This is a genomic window from Streptomyces sp. O3 (assembly GCF_054788135.1).
Genome location: NZ_JBTVYK010000091.1, coordinates 1 through 14761, shown reverse-complemented (window position 1 = coordinate 14761; position 14761 = coordinate 1). Strand labels below are relative to the sequence as shown.

11 protein-coding genes and 1 pseudogene are annotated in these 14761 nt (G+C 72.8%); 9 read left to right on the top strand and 3 right to left on the bottom strand.

Annotation, left to right across the window (positions count from 1 at the left end; all coding sequences use genetic code 11):
• The 9 genes from ACX6XY_RS28980 to ACX6XY_RS28940 form a co-directional block, all read left to right on the top strand.
• A partial coding sequence (locus tag ACX6XY_RS28980) for a PucR family transcriptional regulator (RefSeq protein WP_460337217.1) occupies positions 1-874 on the top strand: 874 nt, incomplete at its 5' end.
• 143 nt (positions 875-1017) lie between these two features.
• Complete coding sequence (locus ACX6XY_RS28975; RefSeq protein ID WP_460337213.1) at positions 1018-2463, top strand: aldehyde dehydrogenase family protein; 1446 nt, start codon at positions 1018-1020, stop codon at positions 2461-2463.
• Positions 2464-2669: 206 nt separating this feature from the next.
• Positions 2670-4667 (top strand): acyl-CoA dehydrogenase family protein, encoded by a 1998-nt coding sequence (locus ACX6XY_RS28970; protein WP_460337210.1) that lies wholly within the window; start codon positions 2670-2672, stop codon positions 4665-4667.
• A 188-nt stretch (positions 4668-4855) separates the two neighbouring features.
• Positions 4856-6145, top strand: a complete 1290-nt coding sequence (dxr, locus tag ACX6XY_RS28965; RefSeq protein WP_460337207.1) for a 1-deoxy-D-xylulose-5-phosphate reductoisomerase — start codon at positions 4856-4858, stop codon at positions 6143-6145.
• Positions 6142-7443, top strand: coding sequence for a M50 family metallopeptidase (locus ACX6XY_RS28960; RefSeq protein WP_460337204.1), 1302 nt, complete (start codon positions 6142-6144; stop codon positions 7441-7443). The genes dxr and ACX6XY_RS28960 overlap by 4 nt, the downstream gene beginning before the upstream one ends.
• 261 nt (positions 7444-7704) lie before the next feature.
• A complete protein-coding gene (ispG, locus tag ACX6XY_RS28955) occupies positions 7705-8859 on the top strand; it encodes a flavodoxin-dependent (E)-4-hydroxy-3-methylbut-2-enyl-diphosphate synthase (RefSeq protein ID WP_460337201.1) in 1155 nt (384 codons plus the stop codon).
• Positions 8860-8987: 128 nt separating this feature from the next.
• A complete protein-coding gene (locus tag ACX6XY_RS28950; protein WP_460337198.1) occupies positions 8988-9839 on the top strand; it encodes a GNAT family N-acetyltransferase in 852 nt (283 codons plus the stop codon).
• Between the two features lie 161 nt (positions 9840-10000).
• Entirely contained in the window at positions 10001-10612 is a 612-nt protein-coding gene (locus ACX6XY_RS28945) for a GNAT family N-acetyltransferase (protein WP_460337195.1), read from the top strand.
• Between the two features lie 67 nt (positions 10613-10679).
• The gene (locus tag ACX6XY_RS28940) at positions 10680-12395 is read left to right on the top strand and encodes a proline--tRNA ligase (protein WP_460337192.1); all 1716 of its coding nucleotides are present in this window, start codon (positions 10680-10682) and stop codon (positions 12393-12395) included.
• Between the two features lie 76 nt (positions 12396-12471).
• On the opposite strand, the gene ACX6XY_RS28935 is transcribed toward ACX6XY_RS28940, so the two are convergent.
• From ACX6XY_RS28935 to ACX6XY_RS28925, 3 genes and pseudogenes are all read right to left on the bottom strand, one after another.
• Positions 12472-13407, bottom strand: a complete 936-nt coding sequence (locus ACX6XY_RS28935) for an aminoglycoside phosphotransferase family protein (protein WP_460337189.1) — start codon at positions 13405-13407, stop codon at positions 12472-12474.
• 654 nt (positions 13408-14061) lie between these two features.
• Positions 14062-14553 (bottom strand): ferritin-like domain-containing protein, encoded by a 492-nt coding sequence (locus ACX6XY_RS28930; protein WP_460337186.1) that lies wholly within the window; start codon positions 14551-14553, stop codon positions 14062-14064.
• Positions 14550-14761 (bottom strand): annotated as a pseudogene (locus tag ACX6XY_RS28925) (hypothetical protein); the annotation flags it as partial. The gene ACX6XY_RS28930 and the pseudogene ACX6XY_RS28925, both read right to left, overlap by 4 nt.

The window sequence follows — 14761 nt, the reverse complement described above, 5'->3', positions numbered from 1 at the left end:
GAGACAGGCCGTGGGGTCGCCTGAAGAGCCCGCGCGTGGGGCGGGGCCGGCGGCGTCCGCCGAGGCGCGGGCCGGGGGCCGGGTGGGCGGCAGGGGCGTGTCCGCTGCCGGTGGCGTGCCCGTCGCACCCGGCGGGAAGGCGTCCGGGGGCGCGGCCAAGGGGGCCGCGGACGCTCGGGGCGGCGATCCGCTGGACGGGCTCACCGACGTGGTCGAGTCCGCGGCCGCCCGTTCCGGCGAGCCGCTGCTCGTCGTACCGGACGGCGGCGAACGGCTCGTCCTGCTCATCGCGGACGGCGGCGCCGCCGCCGACGCCTGCGTCCGTTACGCCGAGACCCTGGAAGCCGCCAGGACCACCGCGCGCGCCCCCGAGGAGGGCGAACTGGTCGTCGGCCTCTCCGCGCCGGCCGGGCCGGTCGCCGCCGCCACCGCGTACAAACAGGCCGAACAGGCGCTGTCCGTCGCCCGCCGCCGCGGCCGCGCCCTGGTCGAGCACGAGGAGCTCGCCGCGGGCTCGGTGCTGCCGCTGCTCGCCGACGACGCCGTACGCGCCTTCGCGGACGGCCTGCTGCGCGCGCTGCGCGAACACGACGCCACCGGCCGCGGCGACCTCGTGGAGTCCCTGCGGGCCTGGCTCTCGCGGCACGGCCAGTGGGACGCGGCCGCCGCCGAACTGGGCGTCCACCGCCACACCCTGCGCTACCGGATGCGCCGTGTGGAGGAGATCCTCGGCCGCTCGCTGGACGACCCGGACGCCCGGATGGAGCTCTGGCTGGCGCTGAAGACCACCGCGGCCGCCTCGGACCAGACGCCCGAACCGGCCCTGGGGCATGGGCTGGAGCAGGGACCGGGGCAGGGGCCCGCTCCTGAGTAGCGGGCGGGACCGCGCTCACCCATCTGCCAATCCGGTGCGCCCCGCCCCCCGACTGCTACGTGCCGGATAAACGCCAGGCGAGCCCCGCGCCCCTACGGTGGGGAGAACCCCCAGCAACCGACGCGGAAGGGCCGGGAATCACGATGACTTCCACCCACGCCTTCTGGCTCGCCGGCCGCCAGGCCACCGGCGAGACCACCCTCGACGTCACGTCCCCCTGGGACGGCCGCACGGTCGGCACCGTCAGCGTGCCGACCGACGCCCAGGTCGAGGAGGCCGTGGCCGCCGCCCACGCGGTGCGCGACACGTTCGCGGCCACTCCCGCCCACGTACGCGCCGCCGCCCTGGACCATGTCTCGCGCAGGCTGGTCGAGCGCACCGAGGAGATCGCCGAGCTGATCTCCGCCGAGAACGGCAAGCCCATGAAGTGGGCCCGCGGCGAGGTCGGCCGCGCCGTCTCGGTGTTCCGCTTCGCCGCCGAAGAGGCCCGCCGTTTCAACGGCGGTGAGGCCCAGCGCCTGGACACCGACGCCGGCGGCGTCGGCCGCCTCGCCCTCACCCGCCGCTTCCCGCGCGGCGTCGTGCTCGGCATCGCGCCGTTCAACTTCCCGCTCAACCTCTGCGCCCACAAGATCGCCCCGGCGATCGCGGTCGGCGCGCCGATCATCCTCAAGCCCGCGCCCGCGACCCCGCTGTCCGGCCTGGTCATCGGCGAGCTGCTCGCCGAGACCGAGCTGCCGGAGGGCTCGTGGAGCATCCTGCCGGTCGCCAACGACAAGATGCCCGCCCTGGTCCAGGACGAGCGCCTTCCCGTGATCTCCTTCACCGGCTCCGACAAGGTCGGCTACGCGATCATGGACTCGGTGCCGCGCAAGCACCTCACCCTGGAACTCGGCGGCAACGGCGCCGCGGTCGTCCTCGCCGACTTCGACTCGGACGCCGACCTCGACTGGGCCGCGAGCCGCATCGCGACCTTCTCGAACTACCAGGGCGGCCAGTCCTGCATCTCCGTGCAGCGCGTGATCGCCGACGCGTCCCTGCACGACCGGCTGCTGCCGCGCATCGTCAAGGCCGTCGAGGCGCAGGTCACCGGCGACCCGTCGGACAGCGCGACCGAGGTCGGCCCGCTGGTCAACGAGGACGCCGCCAAGCGCGTCGAGTCCTGGGTCGACGAGGCCGTCCAGAAGGGCGCCAAGCTGCTCACCGGCGGCAAGCGCGACGGCGCCGCCTACGCGCCGACCGTGCTCACCGACGTACCGGCCGACGCCACCCTCGCCTGCGAGGAGGTCTTCGGCCCCGTCCTGACGGTCACCAGGGTGGACGGCGAGCAGGAGGCCTTCGACGCGGTCAACGCCTCCAAGTACGGCCTCCAGGCGGGCGTGTTCACGCACGACACGAAGACCGCGTTCCGTGCCCACCGGGCTCTTGAGGTCGGCGGTGTGATCGTCGGCGACGTCCCGTCCTACCGCGCGGACCAGATGCCGTACGGCGGCGCCAAGCAGTCCGGCGTGGGCCGCGAGGGCGTCCGCTACGCGATGGACGACTACACGTACGAGCGGGTCATGGTCCTCACCGGCCTCGACCTGTAGCGATACGGCACGCGGACACGGACACCGCGCAGCGGCCGGAGCCTCACACCAGGGGCTCCGGCCGCTTTCGTACCCGCGCGGCGGACGAGCGCTGCGCGCAGGCTGGTGCGAAAGGGCGGAATCGGGTACCAACGAGCGAGTAGCACTGGTCGGTAACCACGGCCCGGCCGGTTCCGTCGACCCCCTAGCGGCGAGGTGAGCTCCTCATGTCGGCCACACCTTCCTCCCAGCCCGCTCAGCCCGCTCAGCCCGATCAGCCTGCCCAGTCCCCGTCCCCGCACCCGCCGTCCAAGGTCACCGAGCGCGAGGCCCGCCAGGTGGCCGAGGCCGCCCGCGAACAGGACTGGCAGAAGCCCAGCTTCGCCAAGGAGCTGTTCCTCGGCCGCTTCCGGATCGATCTGATCCACCCGCACCCGCTGCCCGCCGACGAGGACGCCCAGCGCGGCGAGGAGTTCCTCGCCAAGCTCCGCGACTTCTGCGAGACGAAGATCGACGGGGCGCGGATCGAGCGCGAGGCCCGGATCCCCGACGAGGTGATCAACGGCCTCAAGGACCTCGGCGCGCTCGGCATGAAGATCGACACCAAGTACGGCGGCCTCGGCCTCACCCAGGTGTACTACAACAAGGCCCTCGCCCTGGTCGGCTCCGCCAACCCCGCCATCGGCGCGCTGCTCTCGGCCCACCAGTCCATCGGCGTACCGCAGCCGCTGAAGATCTTCGGCACCCAGGAGCAGAAGGACGCCTTCCTGCCGCGCCTGGCCCGTACCGACATCTCGGCCTTCCTGCTCACCGAGCCGGACGTGGGCTCCGACCCGGCCCGCCTCGCGACCAGCGCCGTACCGGACGGCGACGACTACCTGCTGGACGGCGTGAAGCTCTGGACCACCAACGGGGTCGTCGCCGACCTCCTGGTCGTCATGGCCCGCGTACCCCGCTCCGAAGGCCACAAGGGCGGCATCACCGCCTTCGTCGTCGAGGCGTCCGCCGACGGCGTCACCGTCGAGAACCGCAACGCCTTCATGGGCCTGCGCGGCCTGGAGAACGGCGTCACCCGCTTCCACCAGGTCAGGGTCCCGGCCGCGAACCGCATCGGCCCCGAGGGCGCGGGCCTCAAGATCGCCCTCACCACCCTCAACACCGGTCGGCTCTCGCTGCCCGCGGCGTGCGTCGGCGCCGGAAAGTGGAGCCTGAAGATCGCCCGCGAGTGGTCGGCGGTCCGCGAGCAGTGGGGCAAACCGGTCGCCGAGCACGAGGCCGTCGGCAGCAAGATCTCCTTCATCGCCGCGACCACGTTCGCCCTCGAAGCCGTACTCGACCTGTCCTCGCAGATGGCCGACGAGGACCGCAACGACATCCGTATCGAGGCCGCGCTCGCCAAGCTCTACGGCTCCGAGATGGCCTGGCTCATCGCCGACGAACTCGTCCAGATCCGCGGCGGCCGCGGCTTCGAGACCGCCGAGTCGCTGGCCGCCCGCGGCGAACGCGCCGTACCCGCCGAGCAACTGCTGCGCGACCTGCGGATCAACCGCATCTTCGAGGGCTCGACGGAGATCATGCACCTGCTGATCGCCCGCGAGGCCGTCGACGCCCACCTCAAGGTCGCCGGAGACCTCATCGACCCGGACAAGTCCCTGGGCGACAAGGCGAAGGCGGGCGCGCGGGCCGGTGGCTTCTACGCCCGCTGGCTGCCCAAGCTGGTCGCCGGACCGGGACAGCTCCCGCGCACCTACGGCGAGTTCCACCCGCCGGGACACCGTGACCTCTCCGGCCACCTGCGCTACGTCGAACGCACCTCGCGCAAGCTCGCCCGCTCCACCTTCTACGCGATGTCCCGCTGGCAGGGCCGGATGGAGACCAAACAGGGCTTCCTGGGCCGGATCGTCGACATCGGCGCCGAACTCTTCGCCATGAGCGCGGCCTGCGTACGGGCGGAACTCCTGCGCACCGGCGGGGACCACGGGCAGGCGGCCTACCAGCTGGCGGACGTCTTCTGCCGCCAGTCCCGGATCAGGGTCGACGAGCTGTTCGGCCGCCTGTGGACCAACACCGACGACCTGGACCGCAAGGTCGTCAAGGGCGTGCTGGGCGGCCAGTACACCTGGCTGGAGCAGGGCGTCGTCGACCTCAGCGGTGAAGGACCCTGGATCGCCGACGCCACACCCGGCCCCGCTGAGAAGGAGAACGTCCACCGCCCCATCCGCTGACCGGCGCGGCGTCCGCGCGACCGGCGCGCGGACCGCCGAACGCGCCCCGCCCACGCCGTGTTTCACCGGGCCGCACCACGCGTGCGGAGGCCGGGCGACCCCGCCGCCCGGCCTCCCGTACGTCATGTGCCGGAGGCCGGCGGGGGCGCGGGGTCGGATCGCCCGGCGGCCCAGGCGACAATGGGGGGATGAGCGATATGCCTGCCCCTCTCGCCGACCCGCATCTCGTCTTCGACCCCGCGGACGACCCGCGGGACATCGTGGTGCTCGGCTCCACGGGATCGATCGGAACCCAGGCCGTCGACCTGGTCCTGCGCCACCCCGACCGCTTCCGGGTCACCGCGCTCTCCGCGGCCGGCGGCCGGGTCGACCTGCTGGCCGAGCAGGCCAGGCGACTGCGGGCGCGGACCGTCGCGGTCGCGCGCGAGGACGCCGTACCCGCGCTGCGCGAAGCACTCGCCGGGCAGTACGGAACCGAACCGCTCCCGGAGATCCTGGCGGGCCCCGACGCCGCGACCCAGCTCGCCGCCGGCGACTGCCACACCGTACTGAACGGCATCACCGGCTCCATCGGCCTCGCGCCGACCCTCGCCGCCCTAGAGGCCGGGCGCACCCTGGCCCTGGCCAACAAGGAGTCGCTGATCGTCGGCGGCCCGCTGGTCAAGGCGCTGGCCAAGCCGGGGCAGATCATCCCGGTGGACTCCGAGCACGCCGCGCTGTTCCAGGCGCTGGCCGCCGGGACCCGCGCCGACGTGCGCAAGCTCGTCGTCACCGCGTCCGGCGGCCCCTTCCGGGGGCGTACGAAGGCGGAGCTGGCGGACGTCACACCGCAGGACGCGCTCGCCCACCCCACCTGGGCCATGGGCCCGGTGATCACCGTGAACTCGGCGACCCTGGTCAACAAGGGCCTGGAGGTCATCGAGGCGCACCTGCTCTACGACATCCCCTTCGACCGCATCGAGGTCGTCGTCCACCCGCAGTCCTACGTCCACTCCATGGTCGAGTTCACCGACGGCTCGACCCTGGCCCAGGCCACACCGCCGGACATGCGCGGGCCGATCGCCATCGGCATCGGGTGGCCCGAACGGGTCCCGGACGCGGCCCCCGCCTTCGACTGGTCCCAGGCGTCCAGCTGGGAGTTCTTCCCGCTCGACACCGAGGCCTTCCCGTCGGTCGGACTCGCCCGGCACGTCGGCGAGCTGGGGGGCACCGCGCCCGCGGTGTTCAACGCGGCGAACGAGGAGTGCGTCGACGCCTTCCTCGCGGGCAGGCTGCCGTTCAACGGCATCATGGAGACGGTCACCGAGGTCGTGACCGAACACGGCGTCCCGCGCTCGGGAACTTCTCTGACGGTCGCGGACGTCCTCGATGCGGAGGCCTGGGCGCGCGCCCGAGCCCGTGAACTGGCCGGTCTGGCCGCGACTGCGGCACCGGCGGGACCGAAGACGACGCATGACACCGCGGAGGCTCGTGCATGACGATCCTGATGATGATCCTCGGCATAGTCGTCTTCGTGGTCGGGCTGCTGTTCTCGATCGCCTGGCACGAGCTGGGGCATCTGAGCACCGCGAAGCTGTTCGGCATCCGGGTGCCGCAGTACATGGTCGGCTTCGGCCCGACGCTCTTCTCCCGGAAGAAGGGCGAGACCGAGTACGGCGTCAAGGCGATCCCGCTCGGCGGCTACATCCGCATGATCGGCATGTTCCCGCCGGGCAAGGACGGACGCCTGGAGGCCCGCTCGACCTCGCCCTGGCGCGGCATGATCGAGGACGCCCGCTCGGCGGCCTTCGAGGAACTCCAGCCAGGCGACGAGAAGCGGCTCTTCTACACGCGCGCGCCCTGGAAGCGCGTCATCGTGATGTTCGCCGGGCCCTTCATGAACCTGATCCTGGCCGTCGTGATCTTCCTCGGCGTGCTGATGACCTTCGGCTGGAACGAGCAGACCACCACCGTCAGCCGGGTCTCGGACTGCGTCATCGAGCAGAGCGAGAACCGCTCCGTCTGCGAGGACGGCGACCGGCCCGCACCCGCCAAGGCCGCGGGCCTGAAGGCGGGCGACACGATCGTCGCGTTCAACGGGACCAGGGTCGACGACTGGTCGACGCTCCAGTCCCGGATCCGCGCGACGCTCGGCCCGGCCACCCTCACCGTCGAACGCGACGGCGCCGAGAAGGTCCTCCAGGCCGACCTGATCAGAAACCAGGTCAGCAAGACCGACGGCAGCGGCGGCTATGTCGAGGGCGAGTACGTCTACGCGGGCTTCCTCGGCTTCACCCCGGCCTCCGGCATCGTCGAACAGTCCTTCACGGACTCCGTGGACCGCATGGGCATCATCATGGAGAACGGCTTCGACGCGCTGATCGCCCTGCCGTCCAAGATCCCCGACCTGTGGGACGCGGCCTTCGGCGACGGCGAGCGCAAGCAGGACTCCCCGATGGGCGTGGTCGGCGCGGCCCGCGTCGGCGGCGAGGTCTTCACCCTCGACATCCCGCCGGAGAACCAGATCGCGATGATGCTGTTCCTCGTCGCGGGCTTCAACCTCTCGCTGTTCCTGTTCAACATGCTGCCGCTGCTGCCCCTGGACGGCGGCCATATCGCGGGCGCCCTGTGGGAGTCGCTGCGCCGCAAGCTGGCCCGGCTCCTCAAACGGCCCGACCCCGGCCCGTTCGACGTCGCGAAGCTGATGCCCGTCGCCTATGTGGTGGCCGGGATCTTCATCTGCTTCACCGTCCTGGTCCTGATCGCCGACGTCGTTAACCCGGTGAAGATCTCCTGACCGCACGCCGTTCACGACGGCCGGACGCCAGAGCGTCCGGCCGTCGTCGATCGGGTGGGTTTGGCGGTGGCGGTGTGCTCCACGCGGCGGCCGTGGCGTAATCTCGAACCCTGGAGCCCGCCGATACGACGAGGCCGGGCCCCCGACTTCGACGCCTTCGACGACTCAGCGATTCGACGATTCAGCGATTCGACGACTTCGACCCGCCTCGATCCACACCTCGATCCACGCCTTGATCCACACCTTGGGGTTGCACAGCAGATGACTGCTATTTCTCTGGGAATGCCGTCCGTACCGACCAAGCTCGCCGAGCGGCGCCGCTCGCGGCAGATCCAGGTCGGATCGGTGGCGGTGGGCGGGGACGCCCCGGTCTCGGTGCAGTCGATGACCACGACGCGCACCTCGGACATCGGGGCGACGCTCCAGCAGATCGCGGAGCTCACCGCGTCGGGCTGCCAGATCGTCCGGGTGGCCTGCCCGACGCAGGACGACGCGGACGCGCTGGCGACCATCGCGCGCAAGTCCCAGATCCCGGTGATCGCCGACATCCACTTCCAGCCGAAGTACGTGTTCGCGGCGATCGACGCCGGGTGCGCGGCGGTGCGCGTCAATCCGGGCAACATCAAGCAGTTCGACGACAAGGTCAAGGAGATCGCCAAGGCGGCGTCGCAGAGCGGCACCCCGATCCGGATCGGCGTGAACGCCGGATCGCTGGACGCGCGCCTCCTGAAGAAGTACGGCAAGGCCACCCCCGAGGCGCTGGTCGAGTCGGCGCTGTGGGAGTGCTCGCTGTTCGAGGAGCACGGCTTCCGGGACATCAAGATCTCGGTCAAGCACAACGACCCGGTCGTGATGGTCAACGCCTACCGGCAGCTGGCCGCCCAGTGCGACTACCCGCTGCACCTCGGCGTCACCGAGGCCGGTCCCGCCTTCCAGGGCACCATCAAGTCGGCCGTGGCCTTCGGGGCGCTGCTGAGCGAGGGCATCGGGGACACCATCCGGGTCTCGCTCTCCGCGCCGCCCGCCGAAGAGGTCAAGGTCGGCATGCAGATCCTGGAGTCGCTGAACCTCAAGCAGCGCCGCCTGGAGATCGTCTCCTGCCCGTCCTGCGGGCGTGCCCAGGTCGACGTGTACAAGCTGGCCGAGGAGGTCACCGCGGGCCTGGACGGCATGGAGGTGCCGCTGCGGGTCGCCGTGATGGGCTGCGTGGTCAACGGGCCCGGCGAGGCGCGGGAAGCCGACCTGGGCGTCGCGTCCGGCAACGGCAAGGGCCAGATCTTCGTCAAGGGCGAGGTCATCAAGACCGTACCCGAGTCGAAGATCGTGGAGACCCTGATCGACGAGGCCATGAAGATCGCCGAGCAGATGGAACGCGACGGCGTCGCCTCCGGCGAGCCCGAGGTCTCCGTGAGCTGACCGCGGGCTCCCGGCCCCGGTCAGGCTCCGGTCCGGTCCCTTCGCGGGCGTCCCCAGCGGCTCCAGGTACAGTGCGAGGAGATCAGCGACGCACGGCGTTGCCCGTAAGGAGTGGTGGAGCGGCCCCAGTGTTGACGCAGACGACGACGCGGGTTCTCGAACCCCAGGACCTCGACGCGGCACTCGAGGTACTCGAGCGCGAACCCGTCGCGAACGCCTTCGTCACCTCGCGTGTCCTGGCCGCCGGGCTCGACCCCTGGCGACTCGGCGGCGAGATGTGGGGCTGGTACGCGAACGGCCGACTGCGCTCCCTGTGCTACGCGGGCGCGAACCTCGTCCCGATCTGCGCGACCCCCGACGCCGTACGCGCCTTCGTCGACCGGGCCCGCAGGTCCGGCCGCCGCTGCTCCTCGATCGTCGGCCCGGCCGAGCCCACCGCCCTGCTGTGGCGGCTGCTCGAACCGGGCTGGGGCCCGGCCCGCGAGGTCCGCGCCCACCAGCCGCTGATGGTCGCCGACCGGCTGCCGGCCGATGTCGCGCCCGACCCGTACGTCCGCCGCGTCCGCAAGGACGAGATGGACATGATCATGCCCGCCTGCGTGGCGATGTTCACCGAGGAGGTCGGCGTCTCGCCGATGGCCGGCGACGGCGGGCTCCTCTACCAGGCGAGGGTCGCCGAACTGGTCGGCTCGGGACGCTCCTTCGCCCGCGTCGACCCGGACACCGGGCAGGTCGTCTTCAAGGCGGAGATCGGCGCGGCGACCCCCACGACCTGCCAGATCCAAGGCGTCTGGGTGGCGCCCGAGTACCGCGGGCGCGGGCTGTCCGAAGCGGGCATGGCCGCGGTGCTGCGCTACGCGCTCGCCGATGTGGCGCCGGTGGCCAGCCTCTATGTGAACGACTTCAACACCGCGGCCAGGGCCGCGTACCGCCGCGTCGGCTTTGAAGAGGTCGGCGCGTTCATGAGCGTCCTGTTCTGACATGAGCGTCCTGTTCTGACCTGCCGCCGCTGAGCCGCCGCTTCTGACCCGCCGCCACGTTCGCGCCCTGGGCGGCGGCGCGTACGGACGACCCGCGGAGCACCCGGCGGCACCGGGCAGCTGCCCGTCCTCCCGCGGCCGCCCAGCGGTAGTCTCCCGGCATGCTGAGCTTTCCCGGAGGCCGCCGCTCCCCGGACGACATCGTGATCGCGCCGCTCGACCTCCCCGCGCGCGTGGACGAGGCCCTGGCCGTGCAGGCCGTCGCCTTCGGACTCAGCCAGGACGAGGTCGGCGTACGCCGGCAGATCGTGCTGCGGCACATGAACCAGCCCGGCGCCCGCGCCCTCGGCGCCACCACCCGCGACGGCCGCCTGGCCGGGTTCGTCTACGGCATGCCGAACGACCGCACGCACTGGTGGTCCACGGTCGTCGAGCCCTATCTGCGCGACCTCGGACGCGACGACTGGCTCGACGACTCCTTCGTCATCACCGAGCTGCACGTCCACCCCGGCTTCCAGAACCGCGGCGTCGGCCGCGCCCTCATCACCGGCATCACCGACCCGGTCCCCGAGCCCCGCTCGATCCTCTCCGCCATCGACACCGACAGCCCGGCCCGCGGCCTCTACCACTCGCTCGGCTACACCGACCTGGCCCGCCAGGTGTGCTTCCCCAGCGCCCCGAGCCCGTACGCCGTCATGGGCGCCCCGCTGCCCCTGCGCCGCCGCCGGAGCGGGTCCGACGGGCCGCCCGGAGCCCGCCGCCCCGGTATCTGATTTCCGCCGGGGCCCGCGACCCGGTTAACCTCCAGGGCAGTCGACGCTTTCCACGCAGGAGTTCACCATGGCCCAGGTCCAGCGCATGTCCCGCATGATGATCAAGACACTGCGCGATGACCCGGCCGACGCCGAGACGCTCAGCCACAAGCTGCTGGTCCGCGCCGGCTACGTACGCCGCAACGCCGCCGGTATCTGGTCCTGGCTGCCGCTCGGCAAGAAGGTGCTGGACAACGTCTCGCGCGTGGTCCGCGAGGAGATGGACGCCATCGGCGGCCAGGAGGTCCTGCTGCCCGCGCTGCTCCCCAAGGAGCCGTACGAGGCGTCCGGACGCTGGGACGAGTACGGCGACCTGCTGTTCCGCGTCAAGGACCGCAAGGGCGCCGACCACCTGCTCGGCCCCACCCACGAAGAGGTCTTCACCCAGACGGTCAAGGACCAGTGCACGTCCTACAAGGACCTGCCGGTCATCCTGTACCAGATCCAGACCAAGTACCGCGACGAGGCGCGTCCGCGCTCCGGCGTGCTGCGCGGCCGCGAGTTCCAGATGAAGGACTCGTACTCCTTCGACACCAGCGACGAGGGCCTCGCCGAGTCCTACGCCCTGCACCGCGAGGCGTACCAGAAGATCTTCCAGCGCCTCGGCCTGGACTACCGCATCTGCTCGGCCGTGTCCGGCGCGATGGGCGGCTCGGCGTCCGAGGAGTTCCTGGCCCCGGCCCCCGCGGGCGAGGACACCTTCGCGGACTGCCCCGCCTGCGACTACGCGGCGAACACCGAGGCCGTCACCTTCGCGCTGCGGCCGGCCGACGGCTCGGCGCACGGCCCCGCCGAGGAGCTGGACACCCCCGACACGCCGACCATCGAGACCCTCGCCGAGCACCTCGGCGTCCCGGCGTCGGCCACCCTGAAGAACCTCCTGGTCAAGGTGGACGGCGAGATCGTCGCGGTCGGCGTGCCCGGCGACCGCGAGGTGGACCTCGACAAGCTCGCCGAGCACCTGGCCCCGGCCGAGATCGAGCTGGTCACGGCCGACGACTTCACCGGCCGCCCCGACCTCGTACGCGGCTACGTCGGCCCGCAGGGCCTGGACAAGGTCCGCTACATCGCCGACCCGCGGGTGGCCCCCGGCACCGCCTGGATCACCGGCGCCAACAAGCCCGACACGCACGCGCGCAACGTCGTCTGCGGCCGCGACTTCGAGGTCGACGACTACGTCGACGTGGTCGTCGTCGCCGAGGGCGACCCGTGCCCCGCCTGCGGCACCGGACTGAAGCTCGACCGCGCCATCGAGATCGGCCACATCTTCCAGCTCGGCCGCAAGTACGCCGACACCTTCCAGCTCGACGTACTGGGCCAGCAGGGCAAGCCGGTCCGGGTCACGATGGGCTCGTACGGCATCGGCGTGTCCCGCGCGGTGGCGGCCCTGGCCGAGCAGTCCGCCGACGACAAGGGACTGTGCTGGGCCCGTGAGGTCGCCCCGGCCGACGTGCACATCGTCGCGGCGGGCAAGGCCGCGCAGACCGAGCTGGCGCTGTCCGTCGCCGAGCAGCTGGGCGACGCGGGCGTCCGCGTCCTGGTCGACGACCGCGCCGGGGTCTCGCCGGGCGTCAAGTTCACCGACGCGGAGCTGATCGGCGTCCCGACCATCCTGGTCGCGGGCCGCCGCACGGCCGAGGGCGTCGTCGAACTCAAGGACCGCCGCACCGGCGAGCGCGAGGAGCTCCCGGTGGCCGAGGCCATCGCCCGCGTCACGGCACAGTCCAGCCCGACCGGCGCTTGAGGCCACCTTTGAGCCTTAGGGAAGGGGCGGGGTGGGGGACAAGATCCCTGACCCCGTCCCTTCCGCCCAGCCGCAGCTACAACCAGGACGCGAACTCGAGCAGCGGCTCGGCCTGACGGGCCCGCCCCGCGCGCAGTGCCCGCGCCGCCGCCCCCACCGCACGGAACAGCGTCCACCCCCGCAACCGCTCCCGATCGACGTCCAGCGAGTCCGCCAGCTTGCCGACCCGGCGGCGCGCCGTGGCCGCCCCAGCGCTGGACGCGACCAGGTCGTCGAGCCGGTCCAGGACGAGCAGCGCCAGATCGTAGGCGCGCTCGCCCACGACCGGGTCGGGCCCGACCGCCAGCCACGGCGCTCGCTCGCCGGAGAGCACCTTGCCCTGGCGGAAGGCGCCGTGCAGCAGAAACGACTCGGGCTCGGCGCGGTCGGCGTCGGCGTCGGCGACGAGCGCGGTTCGTGCCGACAGCGCCGCGTCGACCAGCGGGCGCACCGAGGCGTCGGCCACCGAGTCCATCGCCGCGGCGAGCCGGGCCGTCCGTACGTCGACGGTCTCGAAGACTCGCGAGGGGGGCGGCGGCACCCACAGCCGCCGCACCGTCCCCGCCGCCTCCAACTGAGCCTTGGCCTCCGGCAGCGAGCGCAGCGAGACGTCGGCGTGCAGCCGTTCGAGCAGCAGCGCGTCGTCCGCGCCGTGCTCCAGGAGCTGGCACGCCCCCCAGCCGTCCCAGTGGGCCAGCGCGGCGGCCTCCAGCGTGGGCCGCGCGGCGGGCGGCGCGAGCTTCAGGACGGCGGGCGTGCCGTCGGGCCGCCGTACGAGGATGACAAGGCTGGAGCGGCCGCCGGGGGCGTGCACCCGCTCGATGGTCAGGCCGCGCCGCGAGACGGCCTCCTGGGCGGCCTGAGGCAGCTTCTCGAGCCATTCGGCCGTGCCGCCCCGCTCGTACCCGGCGGCCCCGTCCTGCGGCGACTCGCCGAGCGCCTGGACGAGGAGCTGCGGCGGTTCCAAAGCCATGCGTGCGTCGTTCCTTTCGCCCTGCTCGGGTCTACGAGGTCGCGGCGGCGCTCACGCTGCCGCACTGTCGTCGGGCACCACGCTCCGCGATGCCCCCCGCGAGCGGGCACCTCCCGCTCGCTCGGAGCCAAGCGCGCCGAGGCGGGCCGATGCCGTGGCATCCCCCGCCGCGCCGCCCGGCAAGGGTCGGCCTGACACGCGCGTCCACCGCGGCGCCGTCGCCCCCTCCGCCTTGCCGCCGTACCCGCAGACCACCGCTCACCAGCAGTGAAAGCGCACCGCATGGCGAGATCAGCCCGCTCCGCCGAACAGACCCTAGCCGCCCACGGCACCCGCCACCGCGCCGGCGAACCGCGCGGGAAGCCCACCGGAGGCTACGCGGCGGTCCGCCGCCGCGGCGTGCCCGGCCTGAGCCTGCTCCTGGCGGTGCGGCGGTGTCGCGTCCTGGCGGTGCGGCGGTGTCGCGCTGATCTGCTGAGCCGTTGGCGTCGGTGTCGGTGGCCCGAGTGCGCGTCGGGCTGTCGACTCGGTGTGCCGGGGCCGCAGGCCGCGGCGTCGCGACGGCGCGGGGCCTGGGCCGTCGGCGGCCTGGGTGGCGGAGCGGGTGCGGGGCGGGCTGTGGGCCCGGTGCGGTGGGCGCGGTGCGCCGTGCGGTCACGATGGCGTGGCGGCGGCACTCGGGCCGCTCGCGGTGCCCGTCGCGTCGGCGGACCGTTCGGCGAGTCCGGGGAAGGCCACGCCGCTGCCCCGCCACCGCGCCGCCCGCACCGCCGACTCGCGCAGCGCGTCCGCCGCCGACCGGCGCCGGTCGCCGTCCGCCGCGCGGACGAGGTCCGCGTACACCCCGGCGACCCGGTCCTCCAGCTCCGCGGCCAGCCGCACCGCGGCAGCCGGGTCCGGCACGGGGAACGGCAGCGCGTAGGCCGCTTCCGCGGGCTCGGGCTCCGCGTCCATGCCGCGCACCGTGCGGCGCAGCGCGTCACGCCTGGCGCGGTGCGCGTCGTACGCGGTGCGCACCTCGGCCTTGCGGTCCTTGCCGATCCGGCCTCCGACGACCCCGTAGCCGTACACGGCCGCGTGCTCCGCGCGCAGCGCCGCCTGGTAGGCGGCGACGAGCTTCTCGTTCGCCGCGTTCGCCCCGCTCATCGCCCCGCCTCGCTCAACAGGTACACGTGTACGTCGCCCGCCGCCGCGACCGAGGCCAGCAGCCTGGCCTGCTCGCCGGGCAGCTCCAGGAGCGCCGTGCGGCGGGCGTCGGCCAGCTTCCGCTCGGCCGCGGCCAGCTGGGCCAGGGCCGCCTTCTCGTCGGCGGGCACCGCGGCCGACGCGCCGGGCGCGGGCGACGGGCCCGTGG